The sequence below is a fragment of the Streptomyces mirabilis genome (assembly GCF_039503195.1).
Lineage (GTDB): Bacteria > Actinomycetota > Actinomycetes > Streptomycetales > Streptomycetaceae > Streptomyces > Streptomyces mirabilis_D.
On sequence record NZ_JBCJKP010000001.1, the window covers coordinates 7048586 to 7065072 of the forward strand.

Sequence of the window (16487 nt, forward strand, 5' to 3'; positions counted from 1 at the left end):
CGCCTCGCGCAGGCTCCATCCGGCCCGTGCCCACCGCGCCCGGGTTGACGGCGCGGGCGGTTTCATTCCCCGCTCGGCTCCCCTCGCCGGATGGCCACGGGGGCCGGCATACGTGCACCGTGCGGACACCTGCAGACTCTGTCGCGTCGGCTTGTCGTTGCAAGCTTCGGGACAGCACCGGACGGAACGAGACAACGCGGAGGGCAAGTTCGGACCTGAAGTGCCTCTGCTTCTGGGCGAGTTCGAGCCACTCCGACCGCCGGGCCCGAACCGGGGGATGGAACCTTCCGGACAGGAGACGCGTTTTACCTCACATGACAGGCATGTGGGCAGAGGCTGCACTCCCCGCGCTGGCGTTACTGTTGTTCGTCTGCTGCGGGGCGGAGTTGGCGATGCGGGGCTTCAAGGGGCGCAGTGTCCTGCGCTCCCGGCGGGGGCCCGCGAGACGCCCCCTGACGGGTTCCGCGTTCGACGAGTTCGGCCTGATGTTCAACGGCAACAAGTCGATCGAGATCGAACAGCAGCAACAGGATGAAGGACGCCGTGAGGAGGAGGGCGACGGTGCTCCGCCACGCACGCGCATCGACCTGGCCTCCGGCACGGCCCGGATAGTCATCCTGCCCGCGGGAGGGCGGACCGGTCCGCGGTCGGCGGGCCCGTCCGGCGCCGGAGGGGAGTCCGGGTCCGGACGTGGGCAGGGTCCGCAGGAGGAGTCACCCGTGTAGGTCGCCGCGGACCGGGCGGATCAGCGGACGCGCCGGTGCCGCCTGGCCGACATCCCGCGCCGGCCGAGCTGTCCCTTGGGGGACGCGGAGCCTGCCGGGCTTGCTCCGCCAATCCTTTCGGTCCATCGGCCGGGCCGTGCAAAAAATGCCATTGCAAGGGTTTCCGGGTGATCGTATGGTAATGGCGCCGAGGGTCTGTCAACGTGGCGCATGTCACTGACGGAGCGTTGTCGGGATATTGCACCGTTGCCGGGTGTGCGGCATCGTGCATTTCAGGCCGTACGCAGAACAGTCACAAATCGGGGGATGGTGACGGATTGCGATTGAAGAGTTCGCGGTGGTATGGGTATCTCGCCGCCGGCTGGGCGACGATTTTCGCGAGTGCGCATTTCTTCTGGGCGCTCGGGGGAAAGTCGGGCTGGACATCTCCGCGGGACAGCGGCTCGCGGACGAGCGGCCGGGCTGGTTCGTGGCCGGCGGCCTGTGGGGAGTCGGCTGCCTCTGTCTGATCGGCGCCTCGGTGGCGCTGGGCCTGCGTCGACGTGGTGTCGACGGGCGCCCGTGGGGATTTCTCAAGATGCTCGGCTGGGGTATCGGCGGGCTGTTGCTCGTCCGGGGGATCCTCGTAGAGGTGCTGCTCATCACGGGTGTGGCGGAAGTCGACGGAGTCAGCTCCGCGCAGAAATTCTGGACACTCGCCTTGTGGAACCCCTGGTTCATTCTCGGCGGAGTGCTGTTCGGGCTGGCGGCGCGGAGCTTCGGGAAAGAAATGACCGGAGAAGTTGAATTGAGAAGCATAACGGCTCACTGAGGGAAGGGTGAATTCACCGGGCCTGGTCCAGGTGAGCATTCGGCACTACGGGGGATTAGTTGTCTTGGGCAACGTCTGACAGTGTGACGGAATTTGTTCAGAATTTGCGAGAGCTTCGTCTGAGGGCTGGGCAGCCTTCCATGCGGCGTCTGCAGCAACTGGGCGGGCAGACCACCGCACCCAGTGGTGACGTGGTGGACGCGTTGCCGCGAAGTACGATCTCGACGATCCTGCGGGGCAGTAAACTGCCGCGTGCGGAGTTCGTCTCCGCATTCGTGACAGCTTGTCTGGTACACGGAAATCATCCGCCCGACAAGGTGGCAGAGACCACTGAGCGCTGGCTGGCTCGCTGGCGGACGCTCTACGCGGCGGAAGCGGCGGAGGGCGAGGTGGGGGAGACCACGGACGGCGAGGTGACCGTCGAGCCGTCGAGAACCGTGAACGTGCCACGGCATCTCCCGCTCGACGTAGGGTTCCTGGTCGGCCGTGAGGCAGAGCTCAAGGCGGCCGACGAGGTGAGCCGACTGCAGGCGCCTGACAACGTCGTCCTCGTTTCGGGCCCGGTCGGCGTCGGGAAGTCCGCGTTCGCGATCCGGTGGGCGCACCGACTGATCAACGACTTTCCGGACGGCCAGTTGTATGTCGATCTGCGCGGTGCCGACGGCCTGTTGACCACGGAGAGTGCCCTCGGAGTGCTGCTGGGCGGCCTGGGCCTGCACGAGGACGACTGGCCGGCGGATCCGTGGCGGCGAGTGGAGTGCTACCGGTCGCTGATAGCCGATCACCGGATGCTCGTCGTCCTCGACAACGCCTGCGACACCGAACAGGTGCGCCCGTTGCTCGCGACCGGTGGGCGCTGCCGGACCATCGTCACCAGCCGCAACCGGATGTCGGGACTGGTGGCCAGGGAGGGCGCGCGCCGACTGGTCCTCGACGTGCTCAGCGCCGAGTCCGCCTGCACGGTCCTGACCGCCATCATCGGTGAGGAGTACGTGCGTGACGCACGGGCCGAGCTCGAGGAACTGGCCGAGCTGTGTGCGTACCTGCCGCTCGTGCTGCGGCTGGCCGCGGTCAAGTTCGCCGACCGGCCCGGTCAAGGCTTCAAGAACTTTGTCAGCGCGTTGCGTGACAACGACCGGTTGCTCTCGCTGAAACTCGACGACGACCGGGACAGCTCGGTCCGCGCGGCACTGGAGTCCTCCTACTGGATGCTCGACCTCGACGCGAGGTATTTCTTCCGCACGCTCGCGCTCGCCGAGGATGCGGAGTTCACCCTGGAAAGCAGTGCGGCGCTCGCCGGGATCTCGGTCGCCGAGGCCGACCGGTTGACCGGGCTGCTGGAGTCGGAACACTTCGTGGCGGGGGTGGGCAGAAGCCGCTTCACCATGGACCGAGTGCTCCAGGCCTTCGCCCGGACCATGAGGCGCGCGACCTGCGAGAGCCGGACGATGCTGGCGGGGTGAGCGGTACGCCCACCTCCTTACTTCCGTGGGTTTCCCGGGCGACGTGGGGCGGGTGGGGCAGCGGTGGTGGATACCGCTGCCCCACCCCCGGCCACGACGGACAACGGGCGTGCCACGGCGATCAGCGATCCGACGGTGAGGACGACACGGTCGCCGACGAGGCTCTCGCCGGACATGAACGCGTTGTCGTCCACCAGCCGGTCGATGCGTACACGGTGCCGGATCACGTCGCCAGGGAAAGCGGAGCCGGTGAACCGGCAGTTCCGGAGCCGGCCGACCATCGGCAGGCCGCCCCCGGCGGCGTCCGGGCCACCGTGGCTGCCGAGCCAGAGCAGTGCCGCGGACTGTCCGAACGACTCGAGGATCATCGACCGGGGATAGGCGTACCGCTCGGGCGGGAGATCGTCGGCCATGGCCTGGTAGCACGGTTCGCTGCCCGCGACCGCCTTCGCGGTTTCGATGCTGCGGTCCGCGTTGAACTCCGTGATCCGATCCACCAGCACCATCGGATGACGCACCGGGAGGGACGCGAGGATCTGCCCGTATCCGGACCTCACGCGATCCCTCCCCGAACGAGCTCGGTGGTCATCTTCGCGACCTGTGTGTCGTCGGCACGCCGGCAGTCGAGCACGGCCCGCAGGGCCCCCGGCGGCCCCGCCGTGACCTTGATGCGCAGGAGGAGTTCGTCCCCCTCGAGCATGGGCCTGAGCACCCGCGCCGACCCGAGCGTCCCCAGTTCGAGCCAGTCGCCGTGCGGGCCGCCCCGGCCGAGATGGGCGGCGAGCACGGGGGAGCGGTGCAGTTCGGCGCCGACCGCCTGCCGGATGCCGTCGAGGAGGAAGATCGCCGGGTAGAGCGTGATCCCCGGAAAGTGACCGGCGAGATAGGGATCGGTCGCCCGGACGGTCTTGGCCGCCTCGATCAGGAGCGCGTCCGCGTCGGCCCGCGCGGTGATCCGGTCGGTGGCATCGAGCGGCCGGGCGTAGGTCCGTTCCCCTCTCACAGGAACCACACCCCGTCGTAGTCCCCCCAGCGATGCGCGAGGTGGGCGGTGTCCAGCCGCGTGATCCCGGGCAGCAGGGCGGCGTCGGCCAGGCCGAAGGCCGCCAGCCCCGGCTGGTCGACGAAGACGGCCGCCCCCTTGTCCACCAGCGCGCGCACGGACCGTCGCGGGTCCGGCAGGGAGTCCAACACCGTCGGACCCACACGGAGTTCGGGCAGGGGGCCGGCATCGGCCAACGCGGCGGTGACCGTCGTCCCGCGCAGGATGATATCCATGCCACCGAGTTGGTCGCCGAGCATCTGGACTCCGTAGAGCGCGTCGAAGAACTGCGCTTCCGCGCTTCCGCGGTAACCGCGGTCGACGATGACCAGATAGGCCATCTACGCACCTCCGATGTAGACGGTCCGGTGGGCCGCGGCGATCGTGGCCGCCAGCCGGGCGTCGGAGCGCAGCCGGACCGCGGCGATGTGGTCCCGGGCTCCCCGTTCCGCGCTGCACGCCGTGCAGACGATCCAGCTGAAACGGCCCTTGTACGCGGTGAGCAGGCCCCGGATCAGTGCGGCGGCCGTCGGCGCCGACTTCGTGGGGTCCCGCAGGTCGGCCGGCTTGACATCGCCCAGCGAACTCTGCGTCAGCATCGTGTTGTACCCGCACGCCCAGACCCGGATGGTGTGCTCCTGGTCCAGTACGGCCTGTGCCAGTCGGAGCACGGTGGTCAGGGTGTCGGTGGTGTGGGGCGGCGCGGTGAGGATGACGAGCACGTCCCAGGTGCGGCGTTCGACGATCGGACTCATGGTCAGTGCCACACCACCCGGGTGCCGGACTCCAGGAGCAGCCGGGCCACGTCGGCCGTACCGGCGGACGTCACGCCCGCCTCGAGCGGTGCGGCGCGCAGGGTCCGGTGGTCGAGAGTGAACTCGTCGATCCAGACCCGCCCACCGGCGTCGAGGAACTCGCGCAGCTCCGCGCTCGCCCCCCGGATGCCGAGTGCGACGGCGTCGGCCGCGAGAAACAGGCGCACCCGACCGCCGGTGTGTACCAGCGTGGCGGCGTCGGCCAGAAAGCGTTCCGCGGTGCCGTCGAAGCGGGTTTCGACGAGCAGGTACGACGTGGCCGCAGGGTCCTGGCTCACGTCGCCTTCCGCAGTTTCCGGTTCAGCAGCGCGCAGATGTCCGGCAACGTCCGCACGTCCGCTATCTCATGCGATTCGATCTTGACTCGATAGTGGCGTTCCAGCGTGACCGCCAGCTCCATGGCCAGGAGTGAGTCGACGCCGAGGTCGCGGATGAAATCGATCTCCTGTGTGATCGACTCCCCGTCGACCTCCAGCACATCGGCGATCATCTCGCGCAGCTCGTCCACGTCGAAGGTGGCCTCGACACTCATGGGATTCCCCTCCGTTGTTCGTCTCCGGGCCGACCGAAAGGTCAGCCGCAGCCGCCCGCGTGGCCGGCGTCCCCGCCGGCGCGGATCGTTTCGGGCAGCGGACCGGCCTCGTCCAGCCAGCCGAGTTCGACCTCCTCGCCCGGCTCCTGGCCCCGGGCCTTCGCGACGTAGGCGCGCAGCCGATCCACGCCGAAGTACTTGTCGTGGCCGTGGATGAAGAACGGGACGCCGAACAGACCGTCCTTGTGCGAGCGGATCAGGGTGTCCGCGCCCCGGCGCCGTACGGCCGGATCATCCGAGGCGTCGGCCACCGGGCCCGGGTCCAGGCCGAGTTCGACCGCGAGTTCGGCGATGGTGGCACGGTCGGTGATGTCCCGGCTCTGCTGCCAGCGGGCACGGTAGGCGAGCGCCACGTACTCCCGGCCCAGCCCGGCCTCCTCCGCCACCAGATAGCCGAGGTGGGCGACTTCCCAGTTGGGGTCCCGGTCCACCGGCCAGGTGACGGCGAGTCCGCGGGCCTCGGCCAGCCGGCGCGTGTCCTGGAGGATGTAGAAGTTCTTCGCCCGCGACATCTCCACGATCGACAGCCGGACGCCGTCCGCGTCCAGCAGCTCCTGGGTCTGCTCGTCCGGTTCCCAGAACGGGATCCACTCGATCGTGTCCGCCACGTCGGGGTAGCGGCTCAGCAGGTCGTGGTAGGCGAACCACGAGTAGGGGCTGCGCAGGGAGAAGTACCAGCGGGGTGGTTTCCTGGCCATGTCGGGTGGCCTCCTTTCCGGTGGGGTTCAGAGCGAGATGCCGCCGTCGATCTCCAGCACCGTCCCGGTGATGTAGGCCGCGCGGGGGAGACGAGGAACGACACCAGGTCGGCCACCTCCCCGGCCCGACCCATCCGCCGCAGTGCCGTCCGCCCGACGGCGTCCTCGGTGACCTTCGGACTGAGGACGGCGGTCATGTCGGTGTCGATGTACCCGGGGGCCACGACGTTCGCGCGGATCCCGTAGGGGCCGACCTCCTTGGCCAGCGAACGGGTGAAGCCGATGATCCCCGCCTTGGCCGCCGCGTAGTTGGTCTGCCGGGCGTGTCCGTGCACACCGGCGACCGAGGACAGATTGACGATCACCCCGGACTTGCTCTTCATCATCTCGAAGATCGCGGAACGGCAGACGTTGTACATGCCATCGAGGTTGACGTCGAGGACGCTGTGCCAGTTCTCGTCCGGCATCAGGGCCAGCGCGCCGTCCTTGGTCACGCCTGCGGAGGTCACGACGGCGTCGATGGGGCCGAGTTCGTCCTCGGTGCCGCGGACCCACGCCCGCACGCCGTCGGCGTCCGCGACGTCGACGCGGGTGGGGACCGCCCGCCTTCCCAGCCGGGCGACCTCCTTCTCCAGCTCCCGGGCCGAATCCTCGCTGCTGCGGTAGCAGAACGCGACGTCGTAGCCGTCGTGCGCCAGGCGGTGCACGATCGCACGGCCGATGCCGCGGGACCCGCCGCTCACCAGCGCGACCGGTGACGGTGTCTCAGACATGCGCGCTCCCATATTCCTTCGCAAGTTCGTCAAGAGTCGGCGTGGGGCAGCGGGGTACGGCGGACGGCATCGCTGTCCTGCCCCTCATCGCAGCCGGAACAGCGCGCAGCCGAGCACGTTGTCGCGGTCGGCCGACAGCACCGCCGCGATCCGGCCCCGGGCGGCGGGGTCTCGTTCGGCCGCTGCCAGCACCGAAGCGATCTGGAACGGGGCGGCCGCGGCACCGGCGTCCCCCCAGACGTCCTCACCGGGCAGTGTCAGCGGGTCGGCCCCGTCGAAGGGGACCGGGGCCTGCCCGGCCGAGGGGGAGACGGCCCACAGATCCGCTGCCGTTGCCCCGGCCTGTGCCAGCGAGCGGGACAGGCAGCGCGTCAGTGAGGCAGCCAGATCGCCGTCCCGGAACACCCCCAGCGTGACCCCGAGGACCTCGGCGAGCACCGGCGCGTCGGCGGGTGCCTCGGGTTCGAGCAGCAGCAGTGAGCAGCCCTCGCCGAGCACGGCCGGCCGTGCGGGGTCGCCGGAGTGGTACTCCAGCCAAGCCCGTTCGGGCGTGAGTTCCTCCGCACCGCCGCAGAGCACCGAGCGGGCGCGGCCCGAGGAGAGCAGCCGGAGGGCGTAGCGCAGGGCGAACAGTCCGGCCGCCCGGCCGCCCGCGACGGTCGTGTTGGGGCCCTTGAGGTCGTGCCGGATGGCGCACTGCGCGGCCGAGCTGTTCATGATCGCGTTGGGGATCCGCGCCGTGTCGATGTGGTACGGCCGTGCCCGGGTGAGTGTGTCCCGGGTGATCTCCATCATGCTCCTGGCGCTGCCGGCGGTGGTGCCGAGCACGAGCGCCGCGTGCTCGCCGGTGGCGACCGTGCGATGGCGACCGGCCGAGTCGAGCAGCTCGCCGACCGCTGCGACGGCCAGCGCCGAGACCCGGTCCATCGACCGGGTGCCCTTGCGCCCGAGCACTTCCTCGGTGACGAAGCCGGGCACCCGGGCGGCCCGGCGCTGCGGGACCGGCCACGGGTCGGGGCTGAGGCGGGTCACCGCGGGCGTCCCCGCCGCGACTCCGTTCACGAACGCCTCTCGGCCGACGCCGTACGGCGAGATCGCCGACCAGGCGGAGATGACCGGCGCGGTCATGCGCCCTCGCCGGGCAGGTTCCGCAGGGCGCTGTCGATCCGCTCGTCCCAGGCGACGACCCTCGCCTGGTTGCCGTTCTCCACGACACCGTAGCCGTGCGTGATGACACCGGTGGCCACCTGCACCGGTCGGCCGTCACGCACCACGTAGCAGTCCATCCGCGCGGTGTAGAGCAGGTTCTTGAAGATGTCCTCGACCGTGTAGACGGTGTAGAGATCCTCTTCGAGCAGGGCCTCGCCGAGGATCTCGATCCGCGAGTGGGTCACCGCGGGGATCCAGTTGCGTTCGGCGAGCTGCGCTCCGATGGAGATGCCGCGGGCGTCGACGAAGCGGTGCTTGGCCTCCTCCATCTGGCGGAGGTAGGACGACATGTGCATCCGGCTGAAGAAGTGCACGTACGGGTAGGGGATCCTGAACTTCCAGCCGTAGCCGTTGCGGCCGGCCAGGAGGTGTTCGAGCACCGGGTCCCGGTCGGTGGAGCCGCCGGACACCAGCTGGTCCGTACCGGCGGCGGGAACCTCTTCGCCGGGCTCCGGGGTGCCGATGACGGCAACGGTGAAGCGGTCGAGCACGGCGGGGGAGGGCACTCGGCCCGGCAGCCGCCGGTCGTCCTCGTCCCGGCGCAGGACGGCCGACACCGAGGCGGTGACGACCTTCTTCGGCTCCCCGTCGCGCAGCACGGTGATCGCGATCTTGAACCGGAACACGGTGTCGTGGTGCTCGGTCATCGGCTGCACCTGGAGCGAGGCCTCGTCGTCGACGAACAGCCCGCCGCGCAGCCGGGCCTCCAGGTCGACGAGGTCGAAGCCGAGCCCATAGCGCTCATAGAGCTCTCCGACCGGCAGCCCGGAGCGCCGGAAGTGCTCGATCACCGCCTTCTCGACAAGGTAGTTGACGTGCTTGAAACCGATGTACGTTCCGATGTTCGCGCCCTCGTACCCGGGCGTGAGCGCAACGGTGGTGGTCTCCGTCAGGACGTTCTTGACCGCGGTCTCGGTGTCAGTCATCAGGTGCGCTCCACTAGCGTTGAAAGGGGCCGCATCCGGGCCGTTTCGGGGTGGGCGGTGATCCGGCGCAGGAACCCGTCGAGCACGGCCGCGAACCGGGCGGGCCGCTCGGACATCGGGAAGTGCCCGGTCCCCTCGATCGTGTGCAGGGCCGCCGAGGGCGTCCGCGCGACCAGGGTCTCGGCTTCCGCGGGCACAGCGATGCGGTCCTCGGCGCCGGACACGACCAGCGTGGTGGTCCGCAGCTCCGCCGTGCGCAGCCACGGTGTACGGAGGTACGTCTCGAGGAACCGCGACCAGCCGTAGGGGCCGATCGTCTCGCACAGCCGTTCCGCCATGGCGCGGTGCAGTTCGGGCTTCGCCCGCGACCCGGCCGCGACGCGAATGCCCTCCTCCATGGTGCGGACGAACTGCTCGGGCAGTCCCTTCAGGGTGTCCCAGTCGAAGTCCTCGGGCCGGGGCCGGAAGAAGGGGGACACCAGCACGATTCCCCCGATGCGGTGTTCGGCGGGTGCTGACGGTCCGCAGAGGAGGTCGAGCAGCAGCATGGCGGAGAACGAGTGCGCCACCACGACATCGGCCGGGCCGGCTGTGGCGGCCATCTGGTCCAGTGTGTCGGAGATCCACGTGGTGGGCTCGGGACGGTGCGCCCAGTCGGAGGGTCCGGTGCCGCGCCAGGGCAGTGCGGCCGAGTGAAGCCGGGCTCGCCGCAGGACGTCGTGGTGCGGCGCGAGCGCGCACAGCCTGTCCCAGACGGCGCTGCTGTCCGCCATGCCGTGCAGCAGCAGCACCCGAGGCCCTGCCTCGCCGGCATCGGCGGTCGTGCGTTGCTGGAGCAGGACCGGGGCCACTCGCTCGGCCCGGTGGGGCGGGTGCGTAGGCATCATGGGCGGCTCACCGTGTCCCCGGCAGCGGTGTGAACCGGTGCTGTGAGGACGAGCCCCGCGACGGCGTCGTCGGCATCTGTGCCGGACACCGCGTACACCGGACCGTCCCCGCCGACGGCGAAGTGGCCGACGGCGGCGGCGCATTGAAGGACCCCCAGCGCGCCCGAGGCCGGGCCCCAGCGGTCTTCGAGATCGTGCCGGAGCACACCGGCGAGGGTCGAGGCCGGTGCGTTCCGCGGCGCGAACCACGCGCGCGCGGAGCCTGCGAGCGCGGACACGCAGTCGGCCAGCCCGCCGGTGCGGAGATAGCCGTCCACTCCGGCGAGGGCGGGGGCGTTGCGCCCGGCCGCGGCTTTCGTGGTCTCCAGCAGCAGAGCGGCGGCGCCGTCCAACGGCTGGTCCTGTCCGACGAGTTGCCGGACGACGTCGTTGGCCGGCTCGACGCCGACCACCAGGACATGCCGGGCGCGGCCGCTCGACAGCCAGATCGTCGCCCAGTGCACGGCGTCGAGACCGGAGGTCGCTCCATTGCACACCATCACGTTCGGGCCGCGCAGCCCGAACCGGATCGCGAGCTCGGAAGCGGTGACGTTGCTCGACAGCCGCGGTGCGAGGACCGGGCTGATGAGCCGGGTGCCGTGGTCCGCCGAGATGGCGGCGACGACCTCGCACACCGAGTCGAGGTTGCCGAAGTTCGAGCTGACGACGACTGCGACCGACTCGGCGGGCACCAGCAGTTCGGCGTCGACGACCGGCGCGCCGCCGCGCTGGGTGTTCATCCGGGCGTCGCCGCGCATCAGCCCGGCGGAGTTCAGCGCGTCCCGGGCGGCGCAGAGCGCGAGTTGGGTCGCGCGGTCCTGATGGCGCAGTCCCTTCTTGCCGATCCGGGCCGCCGGGTCGACCGGCGCCGCGCCGACGGCGGTCCCGGTCGTCAGGTCGGAGGGTATGAGGACACCGGGCATCGCCAGGCCGATTCCGGTCACGACCGCGTTCATCGGCCACCGGCCACGAGCGCGACGGCGTTGATCCCGCCGAAACCGAAGGCGTTGACCTGCGCCAGCGCCAGGTCCGCCGGTGCGGGCGCGCCCCGCACGATCCTGAAGTCCGCGACCTCGTCGATCGGTTCGTCGAGGCCCAGGGTCGGGGGAACGAGCCCGTCCGCCATGGCTCTGAGCGCGATGATCAGGCTGTGCAGACCGGAGGCGCCGGAGGTGTGACCGGTCATCGATTTCATCGCCGTCATCAGTGTCGTTTCCGGGGTGGTTCCGAACACCGCACGCATGGCCTGTGCCTCGGCGACGTCGTTGGCGTGGGTTCCGGTGCCGTGGAGCATCACCAGATCGACGTCCTTCGGTCCGGTGCCGGCCCGCCGGTGCGCGTCGTGGACGGCGGCGGCGATGTTCCCGGCGTGCGGCGCGGTGGCATGGTGGGCGTCGCAGTTGACGGCGACGCCGCGCACCCGGCCGAGGCACGGGCGACCCGGCTCGCGGGTGCGGCGCAGCACCACGGCCGAGGCCCCTTCGCCGAGGATCGTGCCCCGCCGGTTGCGGTCGAACGGTCGCACGGTGTCCGGCGCCACCGACTGCAGGCGGTCGGCGACCCCGACCATGCTCTCGGTGACGACATCGACGCCCGCCACGACCACGGTCTCGGCACCGCCGGCCAGCAGGTCGCAGGCCATCGAGAGCGCGTAGAGCGAGGCTGAACAGGCATTTGAGAAGGTGTACGTCATCGTCGCGCCGAAGCGTTCCCGTAGCGCGTGGCCGAAGTGCAGCCGGTCGGCGGACCACGGGATGCCCTCGCGTGCCCACAGCTCGACCGAGCGCAGTTCACGCAGCCCCGTGCCGACCAGGACGGGGGTGTCTCCCAGCTGTTCGCCCATCCCGGCGTCTGCGAGTGCCTGTCCGATCGCGTCGAGGAGGAAGGCGGAAGCCCGGCCCGGGACGTCCCCGGAGCCCACGCGGTCGTCGATCTCGAACAGGCGGTCGCCGGTGTAGTGCGACCGGTCGAAGCCGCGCATGGGGTGCAGCCCGGACGTGCCCGCGCACAGGGCGTCGAAGATCTCGGCGGGGGACCGGCCGATGGCGGCCACCGCGCCGGCGCCGGCGATCGGCCAGCCTGGATGCTCGCTCACACGGACTCCTCGTACCGGCCCAGGACCGCGACCGCGTTGTTGCCCCCGAAGCCGAGTCCGTTGTTCTGCACGATCCGCAGATCGGCCTCGACGGCGTGGTTGGGCACACAATCGATACGGCACTCCGGGTCGGTGCGGTTGTGGTTGATGGTCGGGGGGATGAACCGGTGGGTGATCGCCAGCGCGCAGGCGATCGCGGCCAGCGCGCTCGCGGCGCCCATGGTGTGCCCCAGCATCGACTTGACCGACACCGCGCGCGGCGGACGGTCGCCGTAGATCTCCCGGATCGCCTGGGACTCCGTGACGTCGTTGGCCTTGGTGCCGGTACCGTGCGCCGAGATGAGGTCGACCTCGTGCGGCTTCACCTTCGCGTTCTCCAGGGCGAGCGCCATCACCCGGGCCACGCTGGACCGATCCGGCGCGACCTGGTGATAGGCGTCGCAGTTGAGGCCGTAGCCGAGCACCTCCGCGTAGATCCGGGCTCCACGGGCGAGCGCCGAGTCCAGGCTCTCCAGCACCAGCACGCCGGCGCCTTCGCCGGTGAGGATGCCCTTGCGCTCGATGTCGAAGGGACGGCAGCAGTCGGGGGCGATGGTGCCCAGCCGGTAGAACCCGGCGAAGGTCTTCCGGCACATGGCGTCCGCGCCGCCGCAGAGTGCGAAGTCGACGTCGCCGGAGCGGACCGCGTCGTAGCCGTAGCCGATGGCGTAGTTCCCGGCGGCGCAGGCCGTCGGGATGGTCACTGCCTCGACGTCGGACAGTCCGAGCTCCAAGGCGACGGCCGAGGAGAGCCGGCCGGCCCGCAGCCGGGCCGCGACCCGCGGGTCCATGGCCGCGGAGCCGTCCGCCAGTTCGGTCTCGACCAGTTCGTCGAGGTCGCGCGACTCGCCGTCGGTGGTGCCGATGGAGATCAGGCCGGGCTGCCCGCGCAGCACATCGAGATCCAGCCCGGCGTCCTGGACGGCCATCCGTGCCGCCGACACCGAGAACCGGCTTGCCGGTCCCAGCGAGCCGACGGGAAGATCGCGGACCCACTCCTCCGTGTCGAACTCACCGAGCCCGCAGCCGGTGGAGTGCTCGAAGCCGACGGTGTCGAACGCCGTGATCGGTTTGGCACCGCTGCGTCCGGCTCGTAGGCCGGCGACGAACTCGTCGACCCCGGTACCGATGCTCGACAGCACGCCGAGGCCGGTCAGGACGACCCGCCTGTCGGATGACGCCATCAGCTCCACCTTCCCTGTGCGAGCCGGTCGCTACTTCGTCCAGCCCGCGGATCCGGCCACGACGTCGTAGACGCCCCGAAGATTCGTCATCCGCTCGAGATCGGCCTGGTCGATGACGACGCCGAACTCGCGCTCCAGTGACCCCAGGATCTCGATGGCGCGCAGCGAGTCCGCGCCGTACTCCTCCTTGAACAGGCCCTCGTCCGTGACTTCGTCCTCTTCGAGCTCAAGGATGTCGCAGACGATTTCTTTAATCTTCTCGAAATTCTTCTCAGCGATGTTGACCACTGTCGGAACCCCGTTCTCCGGTATGGGCGTAGAGCATCGATTCAGTAATCAGATTTCACCTGCGCGGGCGGTGTCCCGCAAGATCATGGACGCTACGGGACGGAATGAGACGGCTGTTCACGGTGTCCTCGCCGCAGGGTCGCGGGCTAATATCGAAAAGCGATTATGGGGGCGCTCCCGCGGCTGGCCCGGAGAATTAAGCGCGCCTGGTTCGAGTGAAAACTCCCGAGGCCGCTCCGCCGCTGCGAACGGATCAGCGAAAGAGAATTGCGATGAATGATGAATACGAGCAGGAGAAGGCCAGGCGACAGCGACAGGCCAGGGAATGGCGGCTCGGCGAGCCGTTGCCGACCATCTCGTACACGCCCGAGGAGGACGCTCTCTGGGAGACGGTGACCGCCAAGCTTCGGTCGCTGCACGAGGGCGTGGCGTGTGCGCACTACCGGCGCGCCTGCGAGTCCGTCGTCCTGGAACGGGAGCGGGTGCCACAACTGGCCGAGGTCTCGCCCGTGCTGACCGCGTTGACCGGATTCCACTTGCGACCGGCCGAAGGCACTGTTCCCGTCGAGCGGTTCCTCGGCGCCTTCGAGGAGGACGGGTTCTACGCGACGCAGTACCTGCGGCGACCCGAATCGCCCTACCACTCTCCCGAGCCGGACGTCCTCCACGAACTGGTCGGCCACGCAGTGATGCTCGGCGACCCGGTCTTCGCGGACCTCTACCGGCGCTTCGGGCAGACCGCCAAGCGGGTCTCCTCACCTGACGTTCTGCGGGCCCTGATCCAGGTGTTCTGGTTCACCCTGGAGGTCGGCGTCGTGCTCGAAGGAGGCCGGCCGCGGGTCTACGGCGCGGCCCTGTTGTCTTCGGTCGCGGAGATGGAGTCGCTGTCGCAGGTGGACCTGCGGCCGTTCGACATCGCCGAGATCGTCTCCCAGAACTTCGACGACATGCACTGCATGCCGGTGCTCTTCGCCGTCGAGTCGGTCGACCACCTGGTCACCGAGCTGAACCGATTCCTGACCCGGCTGTGAACCTCGTGCCGGGCGACCTCACACGGAGAGCGGAGATATGCGCATTCAGGTCAACCTGACCGAGAAGCTCCAGAACTACGTCGCGGACGTGTCCCTGTCCGAACCGCCGCCGCTGCGTGAGCTGCGCGAGGAGACCTCGCTGCTCGCCGAGCGCAATATGCAGATCTCGCCCGAGCAGGGGCAGTTCCTGTCCGTGCTGCTGCGCGCGATCGGGGCGAAGCGGACGCTGGAGGTCGGGGTCTTCACCGGCTACAGCCTGCTGCGCACGGCCCTGACCCTGCCGGCGGACGGCCGCGTCACGGCCTGCGACATCAGCGCGAAGTGGGCCGAGGTCGCGCTCGGGCACTGCGAGCGGGCCGGGGTCGCGGACAAGGTGGACCTCCGGGTCGGCGACGCCCGGGAGACCCTGGCCGCCCTCGTCCAGGAGGAGGGCGCGGCCGGCTCGTTCGACTTCGTGTTCCTCGACGCGGACAAGGAAGGCTACGAGACCTACTACGAGTACGGACTGACCCTGCTGCGGCCCGGCGGCCTCCTGGTCGCGGACAACGTGCTCTGGTCGGGCCTGGTGATCGACGAGTCGGTGCAGGACGACGAGACCCGCGCGCTGCGCGCCTTCAACACGAAACTCTACGAGGACGACCGCGTGCACCTGTCCATGCTGCCGTTCGCCGATGGTCTGACCCTCGCCGTGAAGCGCTGACCGGACCCCCTGCCTTCGGGGTTCAGTCCACCCTGGCCGGTCCGCGCGCGTTCCGCCGTGCCGCACCTCGGGAGACCGCGAGCGGGTCCCAGCCGGCGCCGCGCGCGGGCAGCCGGCCGGGATCGCCGAACACCGTGCCGCCGTGGGCTTCGGCCAGTAGCGGCCGCCCCAGGATCTGGGCCGCGCAGGCGATCCCGCTGACCATCACGCCGGTCACCCCGCTGCCGTAGCGGGTGCTCTGGCCGACGACGTACAGGCCCCGGACGCCGGTGGCGGTGTCCGGCCGGGCGCCGGTTCCACCCCAGGTGGCGAGGCCGAACGGAGTGCCGCCGGTGGAGAGCGTGTAGCGCTCCTGGGCGAGCGGGGAGGCCAGTTCCAGATGCGTGATGCTGTCCCGGAACGGCCCCAGCACGCGCTCGCCGGCGCGCACCACCGCATCGGTGAACCGTTGCTTCTCAGCCAGATAGGCGGGTTCGCGACGGTACCGGCCGCCTTCGGCCGGCCCCTGCTCGACTCCCCAGTGCCGGTAACCGGGCGGGCACATCGTCATCAGCTGGATGTTCGTGTGTCCGGGCGGACAGAGGTGCCTCGCGCCGGGATTCTTGAGCGAGGCGACCGAGACGAACAGGAACCGCACGTCCTCCGGCTGCTCGCCGGCGTACAGCCCTCCGTAGAGCTCGTCGATGTCCTCGCGGTCGTACCACCAGATGTTCGCCTCGGCCCGCCGCGTCAACTCCCGGTCGAGCGCGACGTAGACGGTCGCGAAAGGCAGGCCCATCGTCGCCTCGCGGGTGGTGCGGCCGATCCGCGGGTTGAAGTGTCCCGCTCCGGCCAGATCCAGCACCGTGCGCCGGTAGTCGGCGTTGGAGATCACCAACGGCGCGGTGAGCGAGGCCCCGTCCGTCAGTCGTACACCGGTGGCCACCCGGTCGGCGACGTCGATCGAGGCGACCCGGCTGCGGGTACGCAGTTCACCGCCGTGCGCCTCCAGGACCTCGATCAGCGTCGCGGCCAGCATCTGCCCGCCGCCGACCGGGACGTAGGCGCCTCGGAGATAGTGGTCGGTCACCATCGCATGCGTGGTCACCGTCGCGACGTCCGGTCCCATGCCGTAGTTCGGCGACTGAGCGGCGAGCACCGTCCGGGCCCTCGTGGACAGAGAGTCTGCAC

Annotated in this window: 21 protein-coding genes; 5 read left to right on the forward strand and 16 right to left on the reverse strand. The window is 70.0% G+C overall.

What is annotated here, in order from left to right:
• Nucleotides 1–323 precede the first annotated feature (323 nt).
• The 3 genes from AAFF41_RS32460 (at nucleotide 324) to AAFF41_RS32470 (ending at nucleotide 2999) form a co-directional block, all read left to right on the forward strand.
• Nucleotides 324–725, forward strand: a complete 402-nt coding sequence (locus AAFF41_RS32460; protein WP_319746947.1) for a DUF6191 domain-containing protein — start codon at nucleotides 324–326, stop codon at nucleotides 723–725.
• A 337-nt stretch (nucleotides 726–1062) separates the two neighbouring features.
• Nucleotides 1063–1536: a DUF3995 domain-containing protein gene (locus AAFF41_RS32465; protein WP_343325061.1), complete on the forward strand. Its 474-nt coding sequence runs from the start codon at nucleotides 1063–1065 to the stop codon at nucleotides 1534–1536.
• A 317-nt stretch (nucleotides 1537–1853) separates the two neighbouring features.
• Nucleotides 1854–2999 (forward strand): NB-ARC domain-containing protein, encoded by a 1146-nt coding sequence (locus AAFF41_RS32470; RefSeq protein WP_319746953.1) that lies wholly within the window; start codon nucleotides 1854–1856, stop codon nucleotides 2997–2999.
• A 17-nt stretch (nucleotides 3000–3016) separates the two neighbouring features.
• Here AAFF41_RS32470 and AAFF41_RS32475 read toward each other — a convergent pair whose 3' ends face one another.
• From AAFF41_RS32475 to AAFF41_RS32545, 15 genes are all read right to left on the reverse strand, one after another.
• The gene (locus AAFF41_RS32475) at nucleotides 3017–3556 is read right to left on the reverse strand and encodes a 3-hydroxyacyl-ACP dehydratase FabZ family protein (RefSeq protein ID WP_319746955.1); all 540 of its coding nucleotides are present in this window, start codon (nucleotides 3554–3556) and stop codon (nucleotides 3017–3019) included.
• Entirely contained in the window at nucleotides 3553–4002 is a 450-nt protein-coding gene (locus AAFF41_RS32480; RefSeq protein WP_054234640.1) for a hypothetical protein, read from the reverse strand. Before AAFF41_RS32480 ends, AAFF41_RS32475 begins: the two co-directional genes overlap by 4 nt.
• Nucleotides 3999–4382 (reverse strand): hypothetical protein, encoded by a 384-nt coding sequence (locus AAFF41_RS32485; protein ID WP_343325062.1) that lies wholly within the window; start codon nucleotides 4380–4382, stop codon nucleotides 3999–4001. Before AAFF41_RS32485 ends, AAFF41_RS32480 begins: the two co-directional genes overlap by 4 nt.
• The gene (locus tag AAFF41_RS32490; RefSeq protein WP_060894791.1) at nucleotides 4383–4796 is read right to left on the reverse strand and encodes a DsrE family protein; all 414 of its coding nucleotides are present in this window, start codon (nucleotides 4794–4796) and stop codon (nucleotides 4383–4385) included.
• 2 nt (nucleotides 4797–4798) lie between these two features.
• Complete coding sequence (locus AAFF41_RS32495) at nucleotides 4799–5134, reverse strand: hypothetical protein (protein WP_319746959.1); 336 nt, start codon at nucleotides 5132–5134, stop codon at nucleotides 4799–4801.
• Nucleotides 5131–5388, reverse strand: coding sequence for an acyl carrier protein (locus tag AAFF41_RS32500; RefSeq protein WP_054234636.1), 258 nt, complete (start codon nucleotides 5386–5388; stop codon nucleotides 5131–5133). Before AAFF41_RS32500 ends, AAFF41_RS32495 begins: the two co-directional genes overlap by 4 nt.
• A 41-nt stretch (nucleotides 5389–5429) precedes the next feature.
• Nucleotides 5430–6146: a 2-hydroxychromene-2-carboxylate isomerase gene (locus tag AAFF41_RS32505; RefSeq protein ID WP_097286312.1), complete on the reverse strand. Its 717-nt coding sequence runs from the start codon at nucleotides 6144–6146 to the stop codon at nucleotides 5430–5432.
• Nucleotides 6071–6919, reverse strand: a complete 849-nt coding sequence (gene fabG / locus AAFF41_RS32510; RefSeq protein WP_343325063.1) for a 3-oxoacyl-ACP reductase FabG — start codon at nucleotides 6917–6919, stop codon at nucleotides 6071–6073. Before fabG ends, AAFF41_RS32505 begins: the two co-directional genes overlap by 76 nt.
• 84 nt (nucleotides 6920–7003) lie before the next feature.
• Nucleotides 7004–8047 (reverse strand): beta-ketoacyl synthase N-terminal-like domain-containing protein, encoded by a 1044-nt coding sequence (locus AAFF41_RS32515; protein WP_319746962.1) that lies wholly within the window; start codon nucleotides 8045–8047, stop codon nucleotides 7004–7006.
• Nucleotides 8044–9054 carry an acyl-CoA thioesterase family protein gene (locus AAFF41_RS32520; protein ID WP_319746964.1) on the reverse strand — a complete coding sequence of 337 codons (1011 nt, stop codon included), beginning with the start codon at nucleotides 9052–9054 and terminating at the stop codon, nucleotides 8044–8046. Before AAFF41_RS32520 ends, AAFF41_RS32515 begins: the two co-directional genes overlap by 4 nt.
• A complete protein-coding gene (locus tag AAFF41_RS32525; protein ID WP_343325064.1) occupies nucleotides 9054–9941 on the reverse strand; it encodes an alpha/beta fold hydrolase in 888 nt (295 codons plus the stop codon). Before AAFF41_RS32525 ends, AAFF41_RS32520 begins: the two co-directional genes overlap by 1 nt.
• Nucleotides 9938–10924 carry a beta-ketoacyl synthase N-terminal-like domain-containing protein gene (locus tag AAFF41_RS32530; protein WP_343325065.1) on the reverse strand — a complete coding sequence of 329 codons (987 nt, stop codon included), beginning with the start codon at nucleotides 10922–10924 and terminating at the stop codon, nucleotides 9938–9940. The genes AAFF41_RS32525 and AAFF41_RS32530 overlap by 4 nt, the downstream gene beginning before the upstream one ends.
• Before the next feature lie 8 nt (nucleotides 10925–10932).
• Entirely contained in the window at nucleotides 10933–12075 is a 1143-nt protein-coding gene (locus AAFF41_RS32535; protein ID WP_319746970.1) for a beta-ketoacyl synthase N-terminal-like domain-containing protein, read from the reverse strand.
• Nucleotides 12072–13298 (reverse strand): beta-ketoacyl-[acyl-carrier-protein] synthase family protein, encoded by a 1227-nt coding sequence (locus tag AAFF41_RS32540; protein ID WP_319746972.1) that lies wholly within the window; start codon nucleotides 13296–13298, stop codon nucleotides 12072–12074. The genes AAFF41_RS32535 and AAFF41_RS32540 overlap by 4 nt, the downstream gene beginning before the upstream one ends.
• Nucleotides 13299–13328: 30 nt before the next feature.
• Nucleotides 13329–13586, reverse strand: coding sequence for an acyl carrier protein (locus tag AAFF41_RS32545; protein WP_054234627.1), 258 nt, complete (start codon nucleotides 13584–13586; stop codon nucleotides 13329–13331).
• A 272-nt stretch (nucleotides 13587–13858) separates the two neighbouring features.
• Between AAFF41_RS32545 and AAFF41_RS32550 the strand changes: the two genes are divergently transcribed.
• Complete coding sequence (locus AAFF41_RS32550; RefSeq protein ID WP_319746974.1) at nucleotides 13859–14617, forward strand: phenylalanine 4-monooxygenase; 759 nt, start codon at nucleotides 13859–13861, stop codon at nucleotides 14615–14617.
• Nucleotides 14618–14654: 37 nt separating this feature from the next.
• Nucleotides 14655–15317 carry an O-methyltransferase gene (locus tag AAFF41_RS32555; protein WP_054234625.1) on the forward strand — a complete coding sequence of 221 codons (663 nt, stop codon included), beginning with the start codon at nucleotides 14655–14657 and terminating at the stop codon, nucleotides 15315–15317.
• A gap of 22 nt (nucleotides 15318–15339) precedes the next feature.
• Here the strand turns inward: AAFF41_RS32555 and AAFF41_RS32560 are convergent, their stop codons facing one another.
• Nucleotides 15340–16455: a phytoene desaturase family protein gene (locus tag AAFF41_RS32560; RefSeq protein WP_343325066.1), complete on the reverse strand. Its 1116-nt coding sequence runs from the start codon at nucleotides 16453–16455 to the stop codon at nucleotides 15340–15342.
• Nucleotides 16456–16487 lie beyond the last annotated feature (32 nt).

What these genes read in the sequence shown, in the direction of transcription:
- AAFF41_RS32555 (WP_054234625.1), top strand. Translation starts at nt 14,655, where the DNA reads ATGCGCATTCAGGTCAACCTGACCGAGAAGCTCCAGAACTACGTCGCG.
- AAFF41_RS32520 (WP_319746964.1), bottom strand. Translation starts at nt 9,054, where the DNA reads ATGACTGACACCGAGACCGCGGTCAAGAACGTCCTGACGGAGACCACC.
- AAFF41_RS32540 (WP_319746972.1), bottom strand. Translation starts at nt 13,298, where the DNA reads ATGGCGTCATCCGACAGGCGGGTCGTCCTGACCGGCCTCGGCGTGCTG.
- AAFF41_RS32515 (WP_319746962.1), bottom strand. Translation starts at nt 8,047, where the DNA reads ATGACCGCGCCGGTCATCTCCGCCTGGTCGGCGATCTCGCCGTACGGC.
- fabG (WP_343325063.1), bottom strand. Translation starts at nt 6,919, where the DNA reads ATGTCTGAGACACCGTCACCGGTCGCGCTGGTGAGCGGCGGGTCCCGC.
- AAFF41_RS32500 (WP_054234636.1), bottom strand. Translation starts at nt 5,388, where the DNA reads ATGAGTGTCGAGGCCACCTTCGACGTGGACGAGCTGCGCGAGATGATC.
- AAFF41_RS32460 (WP_319746947.1), top strand. Translation starts at nt 324, where the DNA reads ATGTGGGCAGAGGCTGCACTCCCCGCGCTGGCGTTACTGTTGTTCGTC.
- AAFF41_RS32525 (WP_343325064.1), bottom strand. Translation starts at nt 9,941, where the DNA reads ATGATGCCTACGCACCCGCCCCACCGGGCCGAGCGAGTGGCCCCGGTC.
- AAFF41_RS32550 (WP_319746974.1), top strand. Translation starts at nt 13,859, where the DNA reads ATGAATGATGAATACGAGCAGGAGAAGGCCAGGCGACAGCGACAGGCC.
- AAFF41_RS32485 (WP_343325062.1), bottom strand. Translation starts at nt 4,382, where the DNA reads ATGGCCTATCTGGTCATCGTCGACCGCGGTTACCGCGGAAGCGCGGAA.
- AAFF41_RS32490 (WP_060894791.1), bottom strand. Translation starts at nt 4,796, where the DNA reads ATGAGTCCGATCGTCGAACGCCGCACCTGGGACGTGCTCGTCATCCTC.
- AAFF41_RS32505 (WP_097286312.1), bottom strand. Translation starts at nt 6,146, where the DNA reads ATGGCCAGGAAACCACCCCGCTGGTACTTCTCCCTGCGCAGCCCCTAC.